Origin of the sequence: Micromonospora sp. NPDC049275 (genome assembly GCF_043197115.1) — a bacterium.
Classification (GTDB): Bacteria; Actinomycetota; Actinomycetes; order Mycobacteriales; family Micromonosporaceae; genus Micromonospora.
In genome coordinates, this window is sequence record NZ_JBICSN010000008.1 from 139,784 (window position 1) to 163,481 (window position 23,698).

General features: G+C 73.1%; 20 protein-coding genes. 6 read left to right on the forward strand and 14 right to left on the reverse strand.

Features of this window, described 5'->3' with window-relative positions:
- Window positions 1-47: 47 nt before the first annotated feature.
- From folE to ACGFIE_RS23425, 4 genes are all read right to left on the reverse strand, one after another.
- The gene (gene folE, locus ACGFIE_RS23410) at window positions 48-713 is read right to left on the reverse strand and encodes a GTP cyclohydrolase I FolE (protein ID WP_363686784.1); all 666 of its coding nucleotides are present in this window, start codon (window positions 711-713) and stop codon (window positions 48-50) included.
- Window positions 714-748: 35 nt separating this feature from the next.
- A complete protein-coding gene (gene ftsH / locus ACGFIE_RS23415) occupies window positions 749-2,767 on the reverse strand; it encodes an ATP-dependent zinc metalloprotease FtsH (RefSeq protein ID WP_363686606.1) in 2,019 nt (672 codons plus the stop codon).
- 515 nt (window positions 2,768-3,282) lie between these two features.
- On the reverse strand, window positions 3,283-3,858 hold the full coding sequence (gene hpt / locus ACGFIE_RS23420) for a hypoxanthine phosphoribosyltransferase (RefSeq protein ID WP_030328005.1): 576 nt from the start codon (window positions 3,856-3,858) through the stop codon (window positions 3,283-3,285).
- A gap of 100 nt (window positions 3,859-3,958) precedes the next feature.
- A complete protein-coding gene (locus ACGFIE_RS23425) occupies window positions 3,959-4,108 on the reverse strand; it encodes a hypothetical protein (protein WP_393298122.1) in 150 nt (49 codons plus the stop codon).
- Between the two features lie 138 nt (window positions 4,109-4,246).
- On the opposite strand from ACGFIE_RS23425, the gene ACGFIE_RS23430 reads away from it, so the two are divergent.
- Entirely contained in the window at window positions 4,247-5,209 is a 963-nt protein-coding gene (locus ACGFIE_RS23430; protein ID WP_393297860.1) for a GlxA family transcriptional regulator, read from the forward strand.
- A 26-nt stretch (window positions 5,210-5,235) separates the two neighbouring features.
- Here ACGFIE_RS23430 and tilS read toward each other — a convergent pair whose 3' ends face one another.
- The 3 genes from tilS to dacB all read right to left on the reverse strand — a co-directional run bounded on the left by tilS (window position 5,236) and on the right by dacB (window position 9,139).
- A complete protein-coding gene (gene tilS, locus ACGFIE_RS23435; protein WP_393297863.1) occupies window positions 5,236-6,228 on the reverse strand; it encodes a tRNA lysidine(34) synthetase TilS in 993 nt (330 codons plus the stop codon).
- A gap of 10 nt (window positions 6,229-6,238) precedes the next feature.
- Window positions 6,239-7,309 carry a zinc-dependent metalloprotease gene (locus tag ACGFIE_RS23440; RefSeq protein ID WP_363686612.1) on the reverse strand — a complete coding sequence of 357 codons (1,071 nt, stop codon included), beginning with the start codon at window positions 7,307-7,309 and terminating at the stop codon, window positions 6,239-6,241.
- Between the two features lie 93 nt (window positions 7,310-7,402).
- A complete protein-coding gene (dacB, locus tag ACGFIE_RS23445) occupies window positions 7,403-9,139 on the reverse strand; it encodes a D-alanyl-D-alanine carboxypeptidase/D-alanyl-D-alanine-endopeptidase (protein ID WP_393297866.1) in 1,737 nt (578 codons plus the stop codon).
- Window positions 9,140-9,291: 152 nt separating this feature from the next.
- On the opposite strand from dacB, the gene ACGFIE_RS23450 reads away from it, so the two are divergent.
- The gene (locus ACGFIE_RS23450; protein WP_039907066.1) at window positions 9,292-9,798 is read left to right on the forward strand and encodes an inorganic diphosphatase; all 507 of its coding nucleotides are present in this window, start codon (window positions 9,292-9,294) and stop codon (window positions 9,796-9,798) included.
- 31 nt (window positions 9,799-9,829) lie between these two features.
- On the opposite strand, the gene eccD is transcribed toward ACGFIE_RS23450, so the two are convergent.
- Window positions 9,830-11,233, reverse strand: coding sequence for a type VII secretion integral membrane protein EccD (gene eccD / locus ACGFIE_RS23455; protein WP_393297869.1), 1,404 nt, complete (start codon window positions 11,231-11,233; stop codon window positions 9,830-9,832).
- 101 nt (window positions 11,234-11,334) lie between these two features.
- Between eccD and eccCa the strand changes: the two genes are divergently transcribed.
- The 4 genes from eccCa (at window position 11,335) to ACGFIE_RS23475 (ending at window position 18,330) form a co-directional block, all read left to right on the forward strand.
- On the forward strand, window positions 11,335-15,312 hold the full coding sequence (gene eccCa, locus ACGFIE_RS23460; RefSeq protein ID WP_393297872.1) for a type VII secretion protein EccCa: 3,978 nt from the start codon (window positions 11,335-11,337) through the stop codon (window positions 15,310-15,312).
- Between the two features lie 74 nt (window positions 15,313-15,386).
- Window positions 15,387-16,718 (forward strand): type VII secretion-associated serine protease mycosin, encoded by a 1,332-nt coding sequence (mycP, locus tag ACGFIE_RS23465; RefSeq protein ID WP_393297875.1) that lies wholly within the window; start codon window positions 15,387-15,389, stop codon window positions 16,716-16,718.
- An 87-nt stretch (window positions 16,719-16,805) separates the two neighbouring features.
- Entirely contained in the window at window positions 16,806-17,597 is a 792-nt protein-coding gene (locus ACGFIE_RS23470) for a phosphatase PAP2 family protein (protein WP_393297878.1), read from the forward strand.
- Window positions 17,598-17,634: 37 nt separating this feature from the next.
- Window positions 17,635-18,330: a phosphatase PAP2 family protein gene (locus tag ACGFIE_RS23475; RefSeq protein ID WP_393297881.1), complete on the forward strand. Its 696-nt coding sequence runs from the start codon at window positions 17,635-17,637 to the stop codon at window positions 18,328-18,330.
- 13 nt (window positions 18,331-18,343) lie between these two features.
- Here ACGFIE_RS23475 and ACGFIE_RS23480 read toward each other — a convergent pair whose 3' ends face one another.
- The 6 genes from ACGFIE_RS23480 to ACGFIE_RS23505 all read right to left on the reverse strand — a co-directional run bounded on the left by ACGFIE_RS23480 (window position 18,344) and on the right by ACGFIE_RS23505 (window position 23,647).
- Window positions 18,344-19,522: a MarP family serine protease gene (locus ACGFIE_RS23480; protein WP_393297883.1), complete on the reverse strand. Its 1,179-nt coding sequence runs from the start codon at window positions 19,520-19,522 to the stop codon at window positions 18,344-18,346.
- Between the two features lie 64 nt (window positions 19,523-19,586).
- Window positions 19,587-20,279, reverse strand: a complete 693-nt coding sequence (locus tag ACGFIE_RS23485) for an NUDIX hydrolase (protein ID WP_393297886.1) — start codon at window positions 20,277-20,279, stop codon at window positions 19,587-19,589.
- Entirely contained in the window at window positions 20,276-20,923 is a 648-nt protein-coding gene (locus tag ACGFIE_RS23490; RefSeq protein WP_393297889.1) for a TlpA family protein disulfide reductase, read from the reverse strand. Before ACGFIE_RS23490 ends, ACGFIE_RS23485 begins: the two co-directional genes overlap by 4 nt.
- Window positions 20,920-21,708 carry an endonuclease III gene (gene nth, locus ACGFIE_RS23495; RefSeq protein ID WP_393297892.1) on the reverse strand — a complete coding sequence of 263 codons (789 nt, stop codon included), beginning with the start codon at window positions 21,706-21,708 and terminating at the stop codon, window positions 20,920-20,922. Before nth ends, ACGFIE_RS23490 begins: the two co-directional genes overlap by 4 nt.
- A 41-nt stretch (window positions 21,709-21,749) precedes the next feature.
- Window positions 21,750-22,928 (reverse strand): CapA family protein, encoded by a 1,179-nt coding sequence (locus ACGFIE_RS23500; protein ID WP_393297895.1) that lies wholly within the window; start codon window positions 22,926-22,928, stop codon window positions 21,750-21,752.
- 56 nt (window positions 22,929-22,984) lie between these two features.
- On the reverse strand, window positions 22,985-23,647 hold the full coding sequence (locus ACGFIE_RS23505; protein ID WP_363686633.1) for an adenosylcobinamide amidohydrolase: 663 nt from the start codon (window positions 23,645-23,647) through the stop codon (window positions 22,985-22,987).
- Between the last annotated feature and the right edge of the window lie 51 nt (window positions 23,648-23,698).

The window sequence follows — 23,698 nt, forward strand, 5'->3', positions numbered from 1 at the left end:
CCGGCCGTCCCTGCAAGGGCCGACCGGCCGTCGTGGCGTTCGGGAGGTCAGCGGGGGATGATCAACGCCATCGCCTCGGACCGCGACTTGGAGTCCGACTGGAGGATGCCGCGCACCGCCGAGGTGATGGTCTTGGCACCGGACTTCTGGATCCCGCGCATCGCCATGCACATGTGCTCGCATTCGAGCACGACGACGACGCCGCGCGGGGCGAGCTTGCTCATCAGCAGGTCGGCGACCTGTGAGGTGAGCCGCTCCTGCACCTGGGGTCGCCGGGCGAAGACCTCCACGAGGCGGGCCAGCTTGGACAGGCCGGTGATCCGCCCGTCCGGGCCGGGGATGTAGCCGATGTGCGCGCTGCCGCGGAACGGCAGCAGGTGGTGCTCGCAGAGACTCATCACGTCGATGTCGCGGACGATCACCAGCTCTTCGTGGTTGGCCTCGAAGGTGGTGCTGAGCACCTGGGCCGGGTCGACGCGCAGGCCGGCGAAGAGCTCGGCGTACGCGCGGGCGACCCGGGCCGGGGTCTGCTGGAGTCCGTCGCGGTCCGGATCCTCGCCGACGGCGATCAGGATCTCCCGGACGGCTTTCTCGATCCGGCCGAGGTCTACCGCGTCCTCGACCGGACGGCCGGTCAGCTTGCCGCTGATCAGCCGCGCGGCCACGTAGTCCAGCTCGTCGTCGCCGTCGGGTTCGGTCGCGGAGACGGCCAGCTCCCGGTGCGGGGAGCTGGCCGTCGGGTCGTTGCTCAGTGCGTGCCGTCCGAGTTGTTGGACGGCGTCCCGCCGCCGACCGACGCCTGCGCGCCGTCGGCCTGGGCCTGCGCCTTGAGCTTGTCCTTCTCCGCGGGGGTGAGCACGGGCGGCTCGGTGGACGGCTGGCGCTTGCCGAAGCCGTTGTACGGAGCCAGCGGCGGACGCTTGACCACCCGCGCGCAGATCCGCGCCATGTCGGCAGTGGAGAGAGTCTCCTTCTCCATCAGCTCGAGCACGATGCTGTCCAGGACATCCCGGTACTCCACCAGGATCTCCCAGGCCTCGTCGTGCGCCAGCTCGACAAGTGCCCGCATCTCGCCGTCGATCTCGGCGGCCACCGAGTCCGAGTAGTCCCGCTCGTGGCCCATGTTGCGGCCGAGGAACGGCTCGTCCCCGCTGGTGCCGTACTTGATCGCGCCGAGCTTCGAGCTCATGCCGTACTGCGTGATCATCGCGCGGGCCAGCTGGGTGGCCTTCTCGATGTCGTTGCCGGCGCCGGTGGTCGGCTCGTGGAAGACCAGTTCCTCAGCGGCCCGGCCGCCCAGCGCGTACGCCAGGGTGTCGATCATTTCGGCGCGGGTCTGGGTGTACTTGTCTTCGGTCGGCAGCACCAGGGTATGGCCCAGCGAGCGGCCACGGGACAGGATCGTCACCTTGTGCACCGGCGCGGCGTGCGGCAACGCCCAGGCGACAAGCGCGTGGCCACCCTCGTGGTACGCGGTGATCTTCTTTTCGTTGTCGCTCATCACCCGGGTCCGTCGCTGCGGACCCGCGACCACCCGGTCGATCGACTCCTCGAGCGAGTCGTTGCTGATCGCCCGCTGCTCCTTACGGGCGGTGAGCAGGGCCGACTCGTTGATCACGTTGGCCAGGTCAGCGCCGCTGAAGCCGGGCGTGCGACGGGCCACCGCGTCGAGGTCGACGTCGGGGGTGAACGGCTTGCCCTTGGCGTGCACCCGCAGGATTGCCTTGCGGCCCTCCATGTCGGGGGCGTCCACCGGGATCTGCCTGTCGAACCGGCCCGGGCGCAGCAGCGCCGGGTCGAGGATGTCCGGCCGGTTGGTGGCCGCGATGAGGATGACCCCACCCTTGGTGTCGAAGCCGTCCATCTCGACGAGCAGCTGGTTGAGCGTCTGCTCCCGCTCGTCGTGGCCGCCGCCCATGCCGGCGCCACGGTGCCGGCCGACGGCGTCGATCTCGTCGACGAAGACGATAGCCGGGGCGTTCGTCTTGGCCTGCTCGAACAGGTCACGGACCCGGCTGGCGCCGACGCCGACGAACATCTCCACGAAGTCGGAACCGGAGATCGAGTAGAAGGGCACCCCGGCCTCGCCGGCGACCGCGCGGGCCAGCAGCGTCTTGCCGGTGCCGGGCGGGCCGAACAGCAGCACGCCCTTCGGGATCTTGGCGCCCAGTGCCTGGTACTTCGCCGGGTTCTGCAGGAAGTCCTTGATCTCGTACAGCTCTTCGACGGCCTCCTCGGCACCCGCGACGTCCGCGAAAGTCGTCTTCGGAGTGTCCTTGGTGATCATCTTCGCCTTGGACTTGCCGAAGTTGAGCACCCGGGAGCCGCCGCCCTGCATCTGCGACATGAAGAACAGCAGCAGGAGCACGAGCAGCGCGATCGGCAGCAGGTTGACCAGCAGGCTCACCCAGATGCTGTCCGACGAGACCTTGGCGTCGGCCGGGCCGGTGACCCGGTTGGCCGCCTTGGCGTCCAGCACCTGGTTCCAGATCTCGTCCCCAGCCTGGTACGGGAACTGGGCCTCGATCCGGTTGGTGTTGGTGTCACCGAACTTGGTCTTGTTCTTCAGGTCCAGCTGGAGCGTCTGCTCCTTGTCCTGGAAGACGACCTTGTTGATCTGGGCGGTGTGGAGCTGGTCGAGCGCAACGGAAGTGTCCACGCGGTGGTAGCTGGGACCAGCGGTGAACAGCTGACTGAGCACAACGGCGCCGAGGATGACCAGGATGATCCAGACCACCGGTCGGCGGAAGAAACGCGTACGTTCCATACTGTTGTCGAGCGCCGGAGCGCCCGCATCCTCCTGATCGACGTCCTGACCGTCTGATGGTGTCGCCGCCCTGGGCGGCGTCGGAGCCGCCGTGCGGGCCGGCCTCGACCCCGAGGCGCGAAAACTGCCGCGCCGCGGTCATTCGACGGTACACCGTGTACGCGAGGAGTGAGCTTGCGAGCCCCGCAGTCGTGTACCAATCAAAAGCCCGTGTACGCGACGAGCGAGCCTGCGAGCCCCGCCCCCGGCTCTCCATCGCCATTGACGACGGGCTCCGTGGACGGCCTCGCCGGCCCCGCGCTAGACGTACGGCGGGTTCGGGCAAGAACCGGCGTGGCGGGGAATCCGGCCCGGCCACCCGCACGCCGGTCACGCGGTCGAGGGGCCGGGCGCGGAGTTGCCTCCGCGCCACCGGGCTCCACGGTAACCGGAAGAACTGAGAGCCCGCTGAACGTCGGCTTGATGAACGCCGATTCGAGTCGGCGCGTCACCGCACCCACGGGCGGGGTCCGGCGTCAGGACCGGGCGTAGACCTCGGGCTTGAGCACCCCGACGTAGGGCAGCTCCCGGTACCGCTCACCGAAGTCGAGGCCGTACCCGACCACGAACTCGGTGGGGATGTCGAAGCCGACGTACTTGACCGGGACCGGCACCTTCACCGCGTCCGGCTTGCGGAAGAGCGCGACCACCTCGACGCTCGCCGCCGAGCGCGACTCCAGGTAGCGCAGCAGCCAGGAGAGCGTCAGCCCGGAGTCGACGATGTCCTCGACGACCACGACGTGCCGGCCGGCGATGTCCCGGTCGAGGTCCTTGAGGATGCGGACCACCCCGGAGGAGGTGGTGCCCTGGCCGTAGGAGGAGATGGCCATGAAGTCGAGTTCGGCCGGGGGGCCGTTGCGACCCAACGCCCGGGCGAAGTCCGCCATGAACATCACCGCGCCCTTGAGCACGCAGACCAGCAGCAGTCCGTCGCCCACGTGGGCGTAGTCGGCGGAGACCTGCTTGGCCAGCTCCGCTGTCTTCTCGCGGATCTGCGCCTCGGAAATGATCACGTGGTCGATGTCGGCGTCGTACCAGGAGCCGTCAGCCATGACTCCTAGCCTGCCGTACGTCGGATGGCCTTCGTCGGCGGGGCCGCACCTTTCGGCACGGTCCCGCCGGAGATTTTCGGTCCAAAAGAGGCCAAACGCATCAGCTGGTACGAGACCGCCAGCGGCGGCCATCCTCGCTGGGCTTCCAGTCGGCCGAGTCTCGGCTGTCAACGGTGAGGCCAGCCGCCGAGGCGGCGACGAGCAGGATGAGGAACAGGAGGAAGAGCAGGAACTCCATGGCGGCGCTCACTTTCGCATGGTTGCTGTCGGTTTCGCCGCCGGCGCGCACCGGACTGAGACCAGTCTGCGCCGGCTCCCGCCGCTCGGACAGTGGCAGGAATGCCACTGGGCATCGATTTACTGCCATCCCTCGGGTTACCCTCGTCACATGCTCCGATCCGTCGCGGTCCTCGCCCTCGACCAGGTCGCTCCCTTCGAGCTCGGCGTGCTGGCCGAGGTGTTCGGCACCGACCGGACGGCAGACGGCTTCCCCGCGTACCGCTTCGACGTGTGCAGCCCCGACGGTGCCGCCGTACGCACGTCCTCCGGCTTCCGCCTCACCCCGAACGCCGACCTCGGCCCGCTGGAGGAGGCCGACCTGGTGGCCGTCCCCGCGCACGGTCAGGGCACTGTCGTTCCCGACCCGGTGCTCGACGCGCTGCGCCGCGCCGACGCGCGAGGTGCGTACCTGTTCAGCGTCTGCTCCGGCGCCTTCCTGCTCGGCGCAGCGGGCCTGCTGGACGACCGGGAGTGCACCACCCACTGGCGCTACGTCGACGAGCTGCAACACCGGCACCCCCGCGCCCGCGTGCGCTGCAACTCGCTGTACGTGCAGGACGGCCGGCTGCTCACCAGCGCCGGCACGGCGGCCGGCATCGACGCCTGCCTGCACCTGATCCGCCAGGTGCACGGCTCGGCCACCGCTACCCGCCTGGCGCGGCGGATGGTGGTCCCACCGCACCGCGACGGCGGCCAGTCGCAGTACGTCGAGGCACCCATCCCCCGGGCCCCCGAGGCGCCGACCCTGGAGCCGGTGCTGGAGTGGCTGATGGGCCACCTGGACCGGACGATCACGGTGGAGGAGCTGGCCGCCCGCGCCGGCATGGCCCCGCGCACGTTCGCCCGCCGGTTCCGCGCCGAGACCGGCACCACGCCGCACGACTGGCTCACCAACCAGCGGGTGCTGCTCGCCCGGAGGCTGCTCGAGGAGACCCCGTTGAGCGTGGAGGCCGTCGCCGACCAGGCCGGCTTCGGCGACGCGGCCGCGCTGCGCCACCACTTCAGCCGCCGCGTCGGCGCCACCCCGCACAGCTACCGGACCACCTTCCGGGACCGGGCGCACACCCCCTGACGCGAGGCATCAGTTGATGGGTTCCATCAGTCGGAATCGGCAGGCGCCAGCCGGTCGGCGCGGCGGAGCACCCGGCGACCACCCGGCAGGTCGGTCGGGCCCTGACCGTGCCAGCCCGTCACCAGCGCGTCCAGAGCGACGACGTGCCGGTGCGACAGCGCGCCCGGCAGCGCCCCCAGCTCACGCGCCCAGGAGTGCAGCACCCGACCGCGCACGGCGGGCGGAAGGTCGGCCAGCACGGGCACGGAGAGCCCTCCGTCGGGGCACCGGGCCGCCGCCAGCGCCGTACCCGCCAACTCGTCGAGCGCGGCGTTGTCCGCGGCCACCAGTCGGGCGGTCCGCGCGAGGTTGTCCACCACGCCCGGCCCGAGCGCCCGTACCAGCGCCGGCAGCAGATCGGCCCGCACCCGCGAGCGGGCGTACGACGGGTCGGTGTTGTGCGGGTCCTGCCACGGGTCGAGCCCGAGCGCGGCACAGGCGGCGCGGGTCTGCTCCCGACCGATCTCCAGCAGCGGACGCAGCAGTGGCACCCCGCCCAGGTCCCGCCGGTCGGGCATCCCGGCCAGCCCACGTGGGCCGGCGCCCCGGGCGAGTGCGAGCAGTACGGTCTCGGCCTGGTCGTCGCGGGTGTGCCCGGTGAGCACCGCGACCGCTTGGTGCTGCCGAGCCGCCTCGGTCAACGCCTCGTAGCGGGCCTCCCGGGCCGCCGCCTCCGGGCCGCCCGGACGCCCGGCCACCCGCACCCGCACCGCCAGCACCGGCGCGAACCCGGCCTCGCGGGCCCACGCGGCCACCGCCTCCGCGCGCCGCTCCGAGCCGGACTGCAGGCCGTGGTCGACTGTCACCAGGCCGGTGGGCCGACCCAGCCGGGGCGCCACGAACACGGTCGCCGCCGCCAGGGCCAGCGAGTCGGCCCCACCGGAGCAGGCGACAAGCACCGGGCCGCCGGACGGCAGGCCGGTCAGCGCGCGGCGGACCGCCACCCGGATCGCGGCCACCGGCGGGGCGAGCGCGGCCACCGGCGGGTGATCAGCCGGCGGCCGGTACGGTGCCGGCCGGGCCGTGCACCCGGGCCACCCAGGCGTCCGGGTCGCCCAACTCGCTGAGCCGGGGCAGAGTGAGCGGCGACTTGAAGATCGAGTTGAAGCCGTCCATGCCGACCCGTTCGACCACACCGTGCACGAACTTGCGGCCCTCGGCGTACTGGCGCATCTTGACGTCCACCCCGAGCAGCCGGCGGATCGCCTTCTCCAGCGGGTTGCCCGCCTCACGGCGCCTGTTGAACGACGCCCGGATCCGCTCGACGCTCGGGATCACCTGCGGGCCGACACCGTCCATCACGAACTCGGCGTGCCCCTCCAGCAGGGTCATCAGCGCGGTGAGCCGGTCGAGCACCGCACGCTGCGCCGGGGTCTGCACGATGTCCAGCACGCTGGTGCGGCTCTCCGGGTCACGGACCGCCTCGGACAGCGTGGCCACCCCGCGCCGCAGCCGCTCGACGAGATGCTCGCTCCCGCTGGACGAGGCGTCCACGAACGCCTGCACCTCGCCGAGGAAGTAGGCCCGCATCCACGGCACGGCGGTGAACTGGGTCAGGTGGGTGACCTCGTGCAGGCAGACCCACAGCCGGAAGTCCCGGGGATCGGCGCCGAGCTTGCGCTCCACCTCGACGATGTTCGGCGCCACCAGCAACAGTTGGCCCGGGTCGGCGGAGAAGACCTCGTACTGGCCGAGCACCCGGCCGGAGAGGTAGGCCAGCACGGTGCCGGCCTGCACACCGGTCAGCCGGGACCCGATCGCCTCGGTGAGCGCTCCGGGCTGCTTGTCGCCGGACAGCCGACTCACCAGCGGGGTGATCACCTCACGCAGGCCGGCGATGTTGGTGGCCGCCCAGTCCCGGCGGTCGACGACCCGCACCGGCGGGTGCGCCACCTGCGCCCGCAGCCCCGTGTAGTCGGCCACGTGCCCGGCCGCCTCGTCGGTGAGCCGACGCAGGTCACCGACCACGTCGGTGGCCTCGGAGTACGACACCCGGGGGCCCGACTTGCTCAACGCCCCCGCGGTGGCGGCGGCCAGATCCCAGTCCACGAACTGCGCCATGAACCCACCGTACCCGCGTCGCGACACCCCGGCCCGGGCTCGCGTCGGCGATCGACGTCGGTCGCGGGCCGGAGCCCTCCGCCTCGACGGCCGTCAGCGGCACCCGCAGCCGGCCAGCGCGGCGGCGATGCGGTCCAGCGCCGGTTGGGCCGTGTCCGTCCCACCGGGCACCTTGTCGGTGAGCACCGCGAACGTGAGCAGCCGGCCGTCGGCCGTGGTGACCAGGCCCGCGATGGCGTGCACCCCGGTCAGGGTGCCGGTCTTGGCCCGGACCGCGCCCGCCCCCGCGGCGGTGCCCGGGGCACCTCGGTAACGCTCGCCCAGCGTGCCCGACCAGCCGCCCACGGGCAGGCCGCCGAAGACGCCGGCCAGCTCCGGGTGGTCCGGGCTCGCGGCCAGCCGGATCAGGTCGGTGAGCAGGGACGGGCTGATCCGGTTGAGACGCGACAGCCCGCTGCCGTCGGAGAGGGTGATCTCGTCGGCGGGCAGGCCCAGCTCTGCCACCTCGGCGTCCATCGCGGCGGCGGCGCCGCCGAACGAGGCCTTCTGGCTGCGGGCCAGCGCCACCTGGCGGGCCAACGCCTCGGCCAGCAGGTTGTCACTCTCGCTGATCATGATGTCGACCAGCCGGATCATCGGCGGTGACTGCACCGCGCCCAACTCCGTACCGGGAGGCGGCGTGCCACCGGCGGCGGTCGCCAGCGCGGGTGCCGTGCCCCGCTTGACGGCGCTGGCCGGCAGGCCGAGCAGCCGGGCGAAGGACCGGCCTGCGGCGAGGTCCGGATCGGCGACCCGCTCGGCGCCGCCGGCCTCGGCCTTCGGGTCCTTGCGCGCGCCGTCGGTCATCAGAGCGGTCACCGCGCCGCCGTACCCGCCGGTCGGGATGTCGTCGTCCCAGCCGGGGCCGTACACGGGGCCGGAGTAGATCGTTCCGTCGACGGTGACGCTGGTCGGGGCGGTGCCGCCGAGCGCGGTACGCACCTGCGCGGCCAGGTCGTCCAGGCGTGCCGCGCCGGGGTAGTAGCCCTTCTTGTCCACCGCGAGCGTGGGGTCGCCGCCACCGACGATCACCACCTCGCCGGGATTGGTGCCGGCCACCGCCCGGGTGGGGATCCGGTACCCGGGGCCACGGGCGGCCAGCACGGTCACCGCGGTCGCCAACTTGGTCACCGAGGCGGGCACCGTCCCGTCGTCCGCCCCCTTGGCGAACAGGGTCTGACCGGTGCTCACGTCTGCCACCGAGACGTTCACCCGGTCGCCCAGGGCGGGCACACCGACAAGCGGGTCCAGCGCGGCTCGCACCCCGTCGGGCGCGGGCAGCGGGGCGTTCGGGTCGGGCCCGTTCAACACGTCCGCCGGGTCGGGTTCCGCGGCGGGGGCGCCCGCGGTCGGCGTGGACGCGGCATCCTCGCCGAACCAGGCGGCGACCGGGCCCGGTCGGATCACCACGACACCGACACCGGTCAACACCAGCAGCACCACCACGGCCAGCACGGCCGTCAGCCGCCCCCGGCGGCGCGGCGGGGTCGGCGGTGCGGAGGGCGGTTCGTCGTCGGCCGACGACGGCAGCGCGGAGACGGGCGGGCCGAGCGGGGGTACGCCGGTCGGAAAGCGGACAGTCGGGCCGTCACCGGACGGCGTGCCACCCCGGGCGGGACTGGTCGGGGCGGCTCCGACCGGGGCGTGGCCGGTCGAGGTGGGCATGTCGGGCGCCCGGGGAAGGTGGGCGTCGGGCACCGGCACCCGCCCGGTGGCGCCGCCGGAGCCGGATCGTCCGGTACCACGCGCGGTGCCCCCGTCCGGGCGGTAGTGTGAATCTTCCCTCCCCACGACCCCCTCCTCCCCCAGCGAAAATCGGCTTGGGTGACACTACTTCGGTCCGAAGACTATGCGGCGGCCGGAGTCGGCGGGTGGGCATTCACCTGTCCGGAGGGCCGCCAGTGGTTCCGTTAGCCAGCGTGGGCAGACGAGGGAGCGTGCAGATGGATTTCGACGTGACGGTTGAGATCCCCAAGGGTCACCGGAACAAGTACGAGGTGGACCACAAGACCGGCCGGATCCGGCTGGACCGCACCCTGTTCACGTCCACCCAGTACCCGGCCGACTACGGGTTCATCGAGGAGACGCTGGGCGAGGACGGCGACCCGCTGGACGCGCTGGTGCTGGTCCCGGAGCCGACCTTCCCGGGTTGCCTCATCCGCTGCCGGACCATCGGCATGTTCCGGATGACGGACGAGAAGGGCGGCGACGACAAGGTCCTCTGCGTGCCCTACGAGGACCCCCGCCAGGAGCACCTGCGCGACATCCACCACCTGGGCGAGTTCGACCGCCTGGAGATCCAGCACTTCTTCGAGGTGTACAAGGACCTGGAGCCCGGCAAGTCGGTCGAGGGCGCGACCTGGGTCGGCCGCACCGAGGCCGAGGCCGAGATCCGGGCCTCCTACCAGCGGGCACGCGACGCCGAGGCGCGCGGCGAGTCCACCCACTGACGAACGTTCACCGGCCGGGCCCGGGAGCCGCTCAACCGAGCAGCCCCCGGGCCCTGTCGTACAGGTCGAGCACCGCGCAGGCGACCGGCACCACGGCGACCACCAGGGCCGTGTCGGTGAGGTCGGCGACCCTACCGAGGTACGGCGACACCGCTCGCCTGGCGTACCCGGTGCCGGCGGTCACGGTCACCAGGCCCAGCGCCGCCCCGCCGAGGACCAGCGCCAGCCGGCCGGTGTCGTCGGCCCGGTCGATGAGCACCGCGCCCAGCACCGCGTAGCCCACCAGCCCGGCGAGCACCGTCGGCACCCGGTGCCGCAGAGCCACGAAAAGTCGCGACCGCAGCAGCAGCACGGCCGACACGACCGCCACCAGCACCACGCCGGGTGTCCCACCGGCCAGCCCGAGGACGACCGCCGCGCCCACCGCCAGCACGGCGTGCCCGAGCAGCATCCCGGTCAGCACCTCCTCGGTGCGGGTGACGGCCGCGTGCACCCGACCCCGGTCCGGCAGGTCCCGGGGACGCTCCGGCTCGGGGCCGGACGCGGTGGCCGGGAGGGTGATCGGGGGCAGCGGCAGCTTGCCCAACCGGATGGCCAGTAGCGGGATCACCCCGAGGGCGAAGACCAGCCCGCTGAGCAGCACCGCCGCCGTGCTCGCCGGGCTCAACAGCAGCGCGCCGAGCGCCGCGCCGGCACCGAGCAGACCGACCGTGACGCCGGCCACGAAGACCCGCAGTCGGCTGGCCACCCCGAGCAGCCCGAGCAGCGCCACCAGCAGCAACGCCACCGAGCCGGTCAGCAGTTCGGGCGCGCCGACCCAGCGCAGCGGCCCGAACGGCCCGACCGGATCGCCGGAGCCGACCGCCAGGGCACCGGCCACGAAGGCGTACGGCAGGGCGTAGCCGCCGAGCGTCGCCCCGGCGGCGCCGTCGCCGTTGGCGCGGGAGGCGACCGCGCCGGCCACGGTGAGCAGCAGCGCCACCACCGCCGCCGCGAACCAGCCGCTGCGTAGCGTCGGACCGCCGGCGAGCAGGGCGAGCAGCCCGACGGCGAGCGGCACGGCGGCACCGGCCAGACCGGCGGCCCGGGTGGCGGCGGAGGACCAGGCCCCACCCCGTCGGCGGGCACCGTCGGCGATCGCCTCCACCACGTCGTCGTACTCCAGCTCGGGCCAGTGGGCGTGGGCCGGCACCAGGTGCAGCACCTCACCGTCGCGGACCCCCTGCGGCAGCAGCGCCTGCGCCGTAGCCAACAGCGCCCCGTCGGTACGACGCAGCACCCAGCCGCCGTGCCGCTCGCCGTCGTCGGCCAGGCCCTCGCCTGCGTGGCGCAGCACGTCGGGCAGCAACTCGGCCAGGGGCACCTGCTCCGGCAGTGCGACGTCGACCCGCCGTTGCGGCGCGCTGATGGTGACGCGGGCCAGCCCGGTTGTCATCGAGTGGTCTCCATATCGAGGGGGATCGGAGGCTGCGCGGACGACAGGACTTTACCTACGATGAGCCAGGCTCGGGTTACCCAGCGCTGTCAGGAGGCCGAGTGTCCACAGTCGTCATCAAGCGCCCGCCGCGCCGGCCAGCGCCGGAGATCCCCGTCGGCGAGCTGCCCGTCGAGGCGCCGCCGGAGATCCCCGCGGTGGCCGGTGGCCGGTGGCAGCAGGCGCTGATGGTGCTGCCCATGCTCGGCGGCACGGTGGCGATGGCGATGATGTTCGGACGGGGCGGCGGCGCGTACTCGTACGTGGTGGGCGGGATGTTCGGGCTCTCGTCGCTGGCCATGCTCGTCACCTCGTGGGGCAGCGCCTCGGGCACCCCGAAGAAGTCGGAGATGATGGCGGCCCGCCGGGAGTACCTGCGCCACCTGGCCACACTGCGCCGCCGGGTCCGGCAGACGGCTGGTCAGCAGCGGGCCGGGCTCTACTACCGGCACCCCGACCCGGGTCGGTTGTGGTCGACGGTGGACAGCCGCCGGGTCTGGGAACGCCGTCCCGGGGACCCGGACTTCGCTGTGGTACGCGTCGCCGTCGGCCCGCAGACCCTGGCCACCCCGCTCGTCGGCCCGGTCACCCGGCCGTTGGAGGAGCTGGAGCCGATGACCGCCGGCGCGCTGCGCCGCTTCCTCGACGCGTACTCCGTGGTGCCGGAGCTGCCGGTGGCCCTGTCGCTGCGCAGTTTCGCCCGCGTGCACGTGCGGGCCGCTGCCGGCGGCGGTCCGACCACCGGTGGCCCGCCCACCGGCGACCCGGCCGCCCAGGCCCTGGCCCGGGCCGTGCTGACCCAGCTGGCCGTGTTCCACGCCCCCGACGAGTTGCTGATCGCGGTCTGCGCCGGCCCGGAACGCCGCGCCGAGTGGGAGTGGGTGAAGTGGCTCCCCCACGCGCACCACCCCTCCCGCACGGACGCGCTCGGGACGGTGCGGCTGGTGACCTCGTCGGCTGCGGAGCTGGAACGGCTGCTCGGTGACGTGCTGGCCAGCCGGTCCCGGTTCAGCCCGGCGGGGCCGGCAACCGACGGTCCGCACGTGGTGGTGGTCCTCGACGGCGGTGACCTGACCGGCGCCTCCGACCTGACCGGTGACGGCGGCATCGACGCGGTCACCGTGCTGGACCTGGACACCCCGCCGCCCCGCGTGCTCGACCGGTACGCGCTGCTGTTGGAGCTGCGCGGCCGGCGGCTGCACTCGTGGTCGGCTGAGGGGCACGCGGAGGTGGGCACCGCCGACCGCCTCGACCTCGCCGACGCCGAGGCGGTCGCCCGGCGGTTGGCGCCGCTGCGGCTGGCCGGCGCGGCCCGTGGCCCGGACGCCCCACTCCAGGTCGAGTTGGGCCTGCCGGAGCTGCTCGGCCTCGGCGACCCGGAGAGCTTCACCGCCGAGCAGGGCTGGGCGCCACGCTCGGCCCGGGACCGGCTGCGGGTGCCGATCGGGGTGGGTGTCGACGGTGGGGCCATCGAGCTGGACCTCAAGGAGTCCGCCCAGGACGGGATGGGCCCGCACGGCCTGCTCATCGGGGCCACCGGCTCCGGCAAGTCCGAGCTGCTCCGCACGCTGGTGCTGGGGTTGGCGGCGACGCACAGCTCCGAGCAGCTCAACTTCGTCCTCGTCGACTTCAAGGGCGGTGCCACCTTCGCGCCGTTCGACCGTCTGCCGCACACCGCCGCCGTGATCACCAACCTGGCCGACGCGCTGCCCCTCGTCGACCGGATGGTGGACGCGATCAACGGGGAGCTGGTCCGCCGGCAGGAGCTGCTGCGCCGCGCCGGCAACTTCGCCAGCGTGCGCGACTACGAGCGGGCCCGCGCGGCCGGCAGCCCACTCGCCCCACTGCCGTCGCTGCTGCTGATCTGCGACGAGTTCTCCGAACTGCTCTCCGCCAAGCCCGACTTCATCGACCTGTTCGTGCAGATCGGCAGGCTGGGCCGGTCACTCGGCGTGCACCTGCTGCTCGCCAGCCAACGCCTGGAGGAGGGCCGGCTACGCGGGCTCGACACCCACCTGTCGTACCGGATCGGGTTGCGCACCTTCTCCGCGCTGGAGTCGCGGACGGTGCTCGGTGTGCCCGACGCGCACGAGCTGCCCCGCTCGCCGGGCCACGGCTACCTGCGCGCCGGCACCGATCCGCTGGCCCGGTTCAAGGCCGCGTACGTCTCCGGCGCGGTGCGCCGCCGGGCCGCGACGGCGGGTGCGGCGACCCGCGGTGGCGCTCGTCTGCTCACGTTCACCACCCATGCCGTGCCGCTGCCCGAGCCGGCCACCCCGGCGCTGCCCATGGTCGCCGAGGACGAGAGCAGCCGGGAGACCCTGCTCGACCTGCTGGTCGACCGGCTCGTCGGGCAGGGCCCGCCCGCCCACCAGGTGTGGCTTCCGCCGCTCGGTGAGCCGCCTGCCCTGGACGAGCTGTTCGGCCCGGTCGAGGTGGACCCGGCGCGCGGGCTCAGCGTGGGCAACCCCGAGCTGCACGGCGCGCTGGGTGTGCCGGTGGCCGTGGTGGACCGGCCCTTGGAGCAGCGCCGGGACCTGCTCTGGCTGACTCTGGACGGCGCGGCCGGGCACGTCGCGGTGGTCGGTGCGCCGCAGAGCGGCAAGTCCACTGCGCTGCGCACGCTGATCTGCGCGCTGGCGCTCACCCACACCCCGGCCGAGGCGCAGGTCTACTGTCTCGACTTCGGCGGCGGTGGCCTCGCGGCGGTGCGCGATCTGCCGCACGTGGGCGGGGTGGCCGGCCGCGCCGATCCGACGGCTGTGCGGCGCACGGTCGGCGAGATGACGACGGTGCTGGCCGATCGGGAGCGCCGCTTCGCCGAGCTGGGCGTGGAGTCGATGGCCGCGTACCGGCAGCGTCGTGCGGCGGCGGGAACGACCAGTCAGCCGGGCACCGACCCGTTCGGTGACGTCTTCCTGGTGATCGACGGCTGGAGCACCCTCCGCGGCGAGTACGACGACCTGGAACCGCTGATCACCGACCTGGCCACCCGGGGCCTGTCGTACGGGCTGCACGTGGTCGCCACGGCGCTGCGCTGGCTGGATTTCCGCCCGGCGATCCGAGACCTGTTCGGCTCCCGACTGGAGTTGCGCCTCGGCGACCCGTCCGACTCCCTGGTGGCCCGGCGGGCGGCGGCGAACGTGCCGGAGCGCCCCGGTCGGGGGGTTACGGCGGAGAGCCTGCACTTCCTCACCGCGCTTCCGCAGCTCGCCACCCCGAACGCGGGCACCGCCGACCTCGTCAAACGGATCGCCGACAGCTGGGCCGGTCCGGTGGCGCCCCGCGTCCGGCTCCTCCCGCCGGTGCTGCCGTACGCCGATCTGGATCTCGCGGCGACGACCGGGCTGCGGCTGCCGATCGGGATCGCCGAGGCGGACCTGCGGCCGGTGTTGCTCGACTTCGCGAGCGAGCCGCACTTCGTGGTCTTCGGGGACGCGGAGTGCGGCAAGTCGACGTTCCTGCGGGCGCTGGCCACCTCGATCACCACCCGGTTCACGCCGGAGGAGGCCCGGGTGATCCTGGTGGACTACCGGCGCAGCCTGCTCGGCGCCATCGAGACGCCGCACCTCATCGGGTACGGCACCGCCGCCGCGCACACCGCCGACCTGGTCGAGTCGGCCGCCGGATACCTGGAGCGGCGGGCCCCGGGGCCGGAGGTCACGCCGCAGCAGTTGCGGGACCGCTCCTGGTGGTCGGGGCCGGAGCTGTTCGTGCTTGTCGACGACTACGACCTGGTGGCGGCGGGCCCGGCGAACCCGTTGCGGGCGCTGGAGGAGCATCTGCCGCACGCCCGCGACGTCGGGCTGCACCTGGTGCTGGCCCGCCGTTCCGGGGGCGCGGGACGGTCCCAGTACGAGCCGATCGTGCAGCGGCTGCGGGAGCTCTCCACCTCCGGGCTGGTGATGGCGGGCAGCCCCGAGGAGGGCGCGCTCGTCGGTCCGGTGCGACCCGGTCCGCTGCCGGTGGGCCGTGGTCGACTGGTCACCCGACGGGAGGGGGTACGCCTCGTTCAGCTCGCACATCTGCCGCCACCGTGACCTGTCTCCGTGGTTCCTCCCGTGACGGGTGGGGAAACCGGTAATCTCCGATCGTCATGGTTCCGTCGGGATGAATGGCTGAGGATGTGACAGGGGTTCGGGACAGCGGACCGGCAGTGGCCCGACGGGCCGGCCGGGCACTGCTCGGTGTGGCGGCGATGCTCGCCGTCGCGGTTCCGACCGCCGCACCCGTCGCCGCGCCCAGCAGCGGCGGCCAACTCGCCGGCGCGCCGACGGCGTTGGCCCCCGGTGACAGCGTCGCCCGCACCGACCAGGTCCGCGACGAGCAGTGGCAGCTCGACGAGTTGCGGGCCGACACCGCCTGGCGCAGCTCGACCGGCCGGGGCGTGACGGTCGCGGTGATCGACTCCGGTGTGGACGCCAACCATCCCGACCTGACCGGCCAGGTGCTGCCCGGCCTCGACCTGGTCGGGCCCGCCGGCGGCGCCGGCCCGGATCCGGTCGGTCACGGCACCACTGTCGCCGGCCTGATCGCCGGGCGCAACGACGACAAACGGGGCGTGGTCGGCCTGGCGCCGGATTCCCGGATCCTCCCGGTCCGCGTGCTGGATGAGCGCAACAAGTACGACGATGCCCTGATCGTCGCGAAGGGCGTCCGCTGGGCTGTCGACAACGGCGCCCGGGTGATCAACCTGTCGTTGGGCGGCAGCGGTGACAGCCCGGCCCTGGCCGCGGCTCTGGACTACGCGTTCGCCCGCGACGTGGTGGTCATCGCCTGCACCGGCAACCTGGCCACGTCGCCCGACTCCAAGGTCTGGTACCCGGCCCGCGAGCCGGGCGTGATCGCGGTCGCCGGGCTGGAGCGCAGCAGCGACAACCTGTGGTCCGGGTCGATCACCGGCCGGGCGACAGTGCTCACCGCCCCCGCCACCGGCCTGGTCGGCGCCCGCCCGGCCGACGGGTACTGGCGGGTGCAGGGCACCAGCTTCGCGGCGCCGTTGGTGGCCGCCACCGCCGCTCTGGTTCGGTCCCGCTACCCGGACATGCCCGCCGGCGAGGTGGTCAACCGGTTGCTGGCCACCGCCCGTGACATCGGCCCGACCGGCCGGGACGACCGCTTCGGGTACGGGGTGGTCGACCCGGTGGCGGCACTGACCGCGGACGTTCCCCCGGTCACCGTCAATCCGCTTGACGATCTGACCTCGCCGGGTGTGGTCGGCTTCGGTCCGGCCCCGGGGTCGGGCGACAGTGACCCGGTCAGCGGCGCCGGCGGGGACCCGCTCGGTTTCACCGCTCCACGACAGCAGACGGGGTGGACGGCCCGGGGGGCGGGCGTACCGGACGAGTCCGCGCCGGAGCAACTGTGGACCGGGGTCGCGCTCTTCGCCGCCCTGGTGACCGGTGCGGCGTTGCTGGTGCGCCGGTTCCGCCAGCGCACTCGCTGACCGAGCGGCGGCCGCCACGACCCGCGCCGGCACGCACACCTGCGGCGACAGGTCTGATTGCCCGGTGGGTGGGGTAGAACCGTCCGCATGAGCACGCCCGCCGCGCGTACCCTCGACACCACCCGGCACCCGTCCTGGCGGCGTCGCCGCCTCGACCCGGACCACTCGTTGGGCCTGCGGCTGACCCTGGCGGCGACGGCGGCGTTCCTGGTGCTGGTGCCGTTCGCCCTGCTCGCGTTGCTGGTGCTCGGGGCGTGGGCGCCGCTGCACCAGCTGGACACGGCGATCACGGACGCGCTGCACGACCACGCGGTGGACCACCCGGCCTGGGTCACGCTGATGCGCGTCTGGAGCGCCGTTTTCGCGCCGATGCCGCTGCGGGTCGTGGCTCTGCTCGTGGTGATCTGGCTGCTGCGCCGCCAGGCTCGGCGGCTGGCCCTCTGGGTGGCCACCACCATGGTGGTCGGCGGGTTGATGGGTCCACTGCTCAAGTTGCTCGTCGGCCGGGACCGGCCGGAGCTGCTCGACCCGGTGGCGCGGGCCGCCGGATACTCCTTCCCCTCCGGGCACGCGCTGAACGCCACACTGGCCGCCGGGGTGCTGCTGCTGGTGTTCCTGCCGTACGTCGGGCGCTGGGCCTCGCGGGTCACGCTCTGGGTCGCCGCGCTGCTGGTCACCGTGGTCACCGGGCTGAGCAGGGTCGCGCTCGGTGTGCACTTCACAAGCGATGTGCTCGGCGGTTGGCTGCTCGGCGTGGCGGTGGTCGCGGCGACCACCGCCGCGTTCACCAGTTGGCGGGCGCACACCGGTCTCCGGCCGGTCCGGCCGGCCCGCGACGGTGTCGCGCCGGAGGTCGAGCGGCACCCGGACGCGACCTGAGGCGTGCCGACGACGCCGAACGGGTACTGGCGGGCTCATGCCCGACACCGTGGTCCAGATCGTCCGGCGGGTGCTCCTGCCGGTGTCCCTCCTGTTCGGCGTCATGGTGCTGCTCGGAGTGCTTGTCACCCGGGTGCTCGCCCGAACCTGGCCGTTCACCGTCGAGGACGCGGTGAACCGGGAGTTCGCCGGTGACCGCACCGGCGGCTGGAACAACGTCTCGCTGGTGTTCAGCACGCTGGCCAGCACCCAGATGATCGTCGTGGTCACCGTGCTTGTGGCGCTGGCGCTGCGGCTCTGGCTGAAGCGCTGGCGGGAGCCCCTGTTCCTGTGCGCGGCGGTGACCGCCCAGGCGCTGGTCTTCCTGCTGACCACGATGGTGATCGACAGGCAGCGGCCGGCGGTGGAGCACATGGACACGTCACCGCCCACGTCGAGCTTCCCGTCCGGGCACACCTCGGCGGCGGTGGCGCTCTACGTCGGTATCGCCGTGCTGTTGGCTCTGCGGGCGCGCAGCACCGGAGCGAAGGTCGCCTGGTGGACGCTGCTGCTGATGGTGCCGTTGGGTGTGGCGCTGACCCGCATGTACCGGGGGATGCACCACCCGAGCGACGTGGCGGCGTCCTTCCTCAACGGTGGCACCTGCGTCGCGATCATGGCGCGGGCGGTCCTGGACCGAGGGCTGCGCTGGGGTCGGGCGAAGCTGCCAGTCGTCGCGCCGGCCCGGACCTGATCCGTCGCGACGCTCAGGTGCACTCGCCGGTGGCGACGGCCCGGTTGCGCTCGGCGCCGGCAAGCGCCACCGAGCGGGCCTCGGCGGCGGTCACCGCGAACCCGGTGTTGGGGTCGTCCGCCGCCGCCGCGAAGATCACGCCGAGCACCAGGCCGTTTGCGGAGAGCAGCGGCCCACCCGAGTTGCCGCTGCGCACCAGGGCCCGGATCGTGTAGATCTCCCGGGTCACCTTCGACGAGGCATAGATGTCCGGGCCATTGATCCGGTCCACGTCGCGGACCCGCGCCGACTGCGCGTTGTACGGGCCGTCCAGTGGGAAGCCGAGCACGATGGCGTCCGAGCCGCTGCCCGCGTTGCCGGCGGCGAACCGCAGTGACGGGCCGGGCAGCCCCGGCACCAGCAGCACCGCCAGGTCGCGGTTGGGGTCGTAGACCACCACCTCACCGTCGTACCGCTCGCCGTCCAGCTCCACCGACACCGAGCGGGTGCCCGCGACCACGTGCGCGTTGGTCATGACCCGGTCGTCGGCGTACACGAAGCCGGAGCCCTCGATGCGGCGCGAGCAGCTGGGCGCGGACCCGAGCACCTTGACCACCGACCGCTTGCCGTTGACGACCACCTGCGAGCCGGCCAGAGCCGGGTCGGGCGGCTCGACCTGCCGGGCCCGGGTGGGTGCGAGACCCCCGAAGACGTCCGGGAAACCGTCGGTGTCGACGGTGTCCTCCAGAGCGGTGGAGAGCCGGTGCGCCTCCTCCGGCAGCACCCCGTTCACCACGGTGATCAGCGCACTGTTGCGCACCGCGGCGGCGAGCCAGGGCACCGACGACGACCCGAGCGGTACGGCGACCAGCCAGGCCAGCAGGAGCACCGCGAACAGCGAGACGAACGCCCCGCCGATGTCGTCGATCCGCCGACCCACGTCGCTGGTGATCGTCTTGCGCAGGTGCGAGCCGAGCCAACCAGCCAGCGCCTGCCCGATGACGGCCAACCCGAAGATCGCCACGAGTGAGATCAGCACCCGGGTGCCGGCGTCCACGAACTGCCTGGCGAACAGCGGCCCGAGTTGCAGGCCGAGCAGCAGTCCCAGGAAGAAGCCGGACAGCGACGTGATGCCGATGACGAAACCCTGGCGGTATCCGCTGATCGCGAACACGAGCATGAGCAGCAGCAGGACGAGATCCACGACGGACACGGGGTCCAGCGTACGGGCAGCGCGCCCAGCGGATGACCATCGCTTGCGGAAGGTGACCGCGTGGTCAGCGTACGACTGTCTCGTCGACCTCTTCGGTGCCTGCCGACGGCGCGGGAGCGGCTCCCGTGGGCGGCAGTTCGACCAGCCGGCCGGGCGACCACGGACGGGCCCAGCCACCCATCTCCAGCAGGGTCGCCAGCACCCCGGCGGTGAAGCCCCAGACGAGCATGCCGCGCGCCGAGAACGCCGGCCCCACCCAACCGCTGGGGTGACGGACCCGCAGTCGGTTGGCCGGGTCGACCAGCTCGCGGACCGGCAGTCGCGCCACGTGCGCCACCTCGGCCGGCTCCCGCGGGTGCACCGGGTGCGGATCGTGCCACCAGGCCAGCACGGGGGTGACCACGAAGTCGCTTACCGGAATCCACAGCTTCGGCAGCTCGGCCAGCACTGTCACGCTGGCCGGGTCGAGGCCGACCTCCTCGTTCGCCTCGCGGAGCGCGGTGGCGCGGACGTCGGCGTCCTCCGGGTCGGCAGCGCCACCGGGGAAGGCCGGCTGGCCGGCGTGATTGCGCAGGGTGGCGGCCCGTTGCAGGACCAGCACGTCCGGGCCCACGCCGGGCTGCTCGCCGAGCAGCACCAGCACGGCGCTCTCCCGGCCGCCCTCGGCTGGGGTGGTGAGGCGGGTGAAGTCCTCGGCGCGGGCGCTGCCCAGCCGGGTCAGCAGCGGCTCGATCCACTCGGGGGGTCGGCGGGTCACGCCGGCACCGCCAGGTCGAGGTGCTGGCGGACCAGCTTGGCCAGCTGGGCGTCGTCGAGCGCGCCGGTGGCGTCGATGTGCCGGATGCGGCCCTGCGCGTCGACGAAGAGGGTCAGCGGGAAGGCCTTGCGCTTCAGTTCCCGTTGCAGCGCGTCGCCCTGGTCGACGAGGATCGGGAACCGTACGCCGAAGTCCTCGCCGATGGACTGGGCGCCGCCCCGGCTGTCCTGGGTGTTGACCCCGACCACCTGTAGGTGGCCGGCGGTCCGTTCGCTCAGCCGCTGGAAGGCGGGCAGTTCCTTGCGGCACGGCCCGCACCAGGAGGCCCACACGTTGATCACCGCAGGGCCGGCCACGTCCCGCAGCGCGACGGGGGCGCCGCCGGTGAAGCAGGACAGCGTCAGCTCCGGCAGTGCCTGCCCTCCTCCGGCGGGGCCGGGCGTGCCGGGGGTGGTAGGCGTGGGGGTCGCCGAGCCAGGCGACGTGGCGGTGGGCGCTGTGCTGAGTGTGGAGCAGTCCCGGAAGGGCGATGGACGCTCGGCGGCGGCCGGACGGGGGGCGGGGTCGTCGTCGGCCGTGCCGCTGGTGCAGCCGGTGAGGGCCAGCAGCAGCGGCAGGACCACGAGGGCGAGACGCCTGGTCACGGCACCTCCGCGGCGATCGCCTGGGCGGGCACCAGGTCCGGGTCGACGCCTGCGGCCACCGCCAGGTCACGTGCCCGAGGGCCCTTGAGCAGCTTGGCGGCGGCGGCCGGCTCGGTCGGGCCGGTGCCGTACGAGGGGCAGAGCTTGGCGAGCGTGCACGCGCCACAGGCGGGCTTGCGGGCGTGGCAGACCCGTCGACCGTGGAAGATGATCCGGTGCGACAGCATGGTCCAGTCGCGCTTCGGGTACAGCGCGCCGACCGCGTGCTCGATCTTGACCGGGTCCGTCTCGGTGGTCAGCCTCCAGCGGTGGACCAGCCGTTGGAAGTGCGTGTCGACTGTGATGCCGGGGACGTCGAAGGCGTTGCCGAGGATGACGTTGGCGGTCTTGCGGCCGATCCCGGGGAGCGTCACCAGGTCGACGAGCCGGCCGGGAACCCTACCGTCGTACCTGTCGAGGAGGGCCTGCCCGAGCTTGAGCAGCGAGTCGGTCTTGTTGCGGTAGAAGCCGGTGGGCCGGATCAGCTCCTCCATCTCGCCCCGGTCGGCCCCGGCGTAGGCGGCGGCGGTCGGATAGCGGGCGAACAGCTTCGGGGTGACCTCGTTGACCTTCTTGTCGGTGCACTGCGCCGAGAGGATGGTGGCGACGGCCAGCTCCAGGGCGTTGGAGTGGTCCAGTTCACAGTGCGCGTCGGGGTGCGTCTCGGCCAGCACCCGGCCGATCCTGCGGGCACGGCGTGTGCGCCCGAGGTCGGTCTCGCTGGCACCGGGAGGGCTACTGGTCACGACGGTCAGCCTACGTCGCGGCTCGGACGTTCCTCCGCGGGTCAACCAGCCGTCGGCGCGGTGATCTTTCCCTGCCCGTCGAGCCGGGCGCCGCTCTTCGCGAAGTCGCTGCGGCTCAGCTCGGTGACCAGGCCCAGGCCGCGGTCGTCCGGGTCCATCGTCGGCTTGCCGGCGGAGTTCATGTACGTCGAGGTGAACGAGCCGCCGGCCCAGCTCCCGTCGGGCTTCAGCGAAACCTTCAGGACACCGCCCCAGCCCAGCCGCCCGGTGTTGCTCAGCGAGTTGCCGCCGCCGGCGAAGTTGCCCAGGCTGTAAGCGATCAGCCGCCCCTGGTAGAACTCCATCCCCCGCAGCACGTGCGGGCCGTGCCCGACGATCAGGTCGGCCCCAGCGTCGATCATGGCGTGCGAGAACTTCACCGGGTCGCCCCGGTTCTCACCCAGGAACATCTCGGTGCCGGGCTTCACCCGGGTCTTGTCCGCTCCCTCGCCGCCCATGTGCACCTGGACCACGACCAGGTCGGCCATGGTGGCGGCCTTGGCGACCACGGTCTTCGCCTCGGCGATGTCGACCAGGCTGTTGGACCAGACGTACGACGAGAAACCCACCACGGCGACCTTGACACCCTTGACGTCGACCACGGTGATCTCGTCCGGGGCGCCGGTGTGCTCCAGGTCGTACTTCTCCAGCGCCTTCTGCGTGTTCGTGTAGCCCTTCGGCCCGTAGTCGTAGCCGTGGTTGTTGGCCTGGTTGAGCACCTTGAAGCCGGCGTCGCGCAGGTGCGCGGCGTACTCCGGTGGGGCACGGAACTGGAAGCAGCGGGTGGAGTTGGCCCCGCACTTGCCGGTGCCGGTGTCCACCGTCAGGGGCTCCTCCAGGTTGCCCATGACCAGGTCGGCCTTGAGCGCCTGCGTGACCGAGTCGAAGAAGCCCTTGCCGCCGGCGGCGGGCAGCCGGCTCGGCGCGTTGCCCATGATGATGTCGCCGGTGGCGGAGAGCGAGATGGCACCGCCCCCGCCGGAGGCCGAGGCGCCCGCGCTGGCCTTCGGGCCGGACGTGGTCACCGGCGCTCCGGTGCCACCGCCACCGGCGCCGGGCTGCCACACGGGGTCCTCCCCGCTGTCGGCACAGCCGGCGACGAGCAGGGCGGCCAGCAGCGCCGCGAGGCCGAGGGCGACGCGGCGGAACGGGCGGGGCGCGAGGGGGGCGGAAGCGTACATCGTCCGCGACCCTACCGGGCCGTAAACGCCCCGACGACAGCCGATCGGCTTGAAGTTCAGCCGGCCAGCCGCTCTGACCAGGGCACTACCGGCCGATCGCCGCCTGCGCGCACCGCGGCGTGGACGGCGCGGGCCAGCGGGGCACCCCAGGTGGAGCGCGGCCCACCGTACGCGGCCTCCGGCCCGTCCACCGGGCAGAGCACGGTGACCGCGTCGGTGGGGGTGCCGGTGCCCGGCAACCCCAGCTCGGCGATCGCCTGGGTCTTCGCCTCGGTGGCGGTGGCGACGGCGTTGACGAGCGCCGAGTCGGAGAGTCGGGCCGGCACGTACACCACGATGTTGACCGTGCCCACCCGCTGGGTGAGCGCCGCCGTTTCCGGTGCGGCGGCGGGCACCGGGGTGCCGAGCCCGACCGTCGCCCAGGCCCGCACCCCGGTGTCGGTCCGGGCGACCACCTCGGTCACGTCGACGCCGGTCAGCAGGCCCACCCCGGGCCCGTCGAGGGCCAGGCTCGCGGCGAGCGCGGTCAGGTGGGCGGCGGGGTCGTCCCGGTCGTACGACATCGACACTGTCGCATTCAGCACCCAGTGCCGGACGCCGACGCCACCGCCGAGCGGGCCGCTGCTGACCGCCCGCAGGGGCCCGTCGGCCCGCCAGACGAGCAGCGGGATGCGCCGCCCATTCTCGGCGCGGCTGGTCAGAGTCGGGTCGCTCAGCACGTCGGGCAGGTTACGCCCACCGATCAAGATTCCAGGGGCGACCTCTGATTC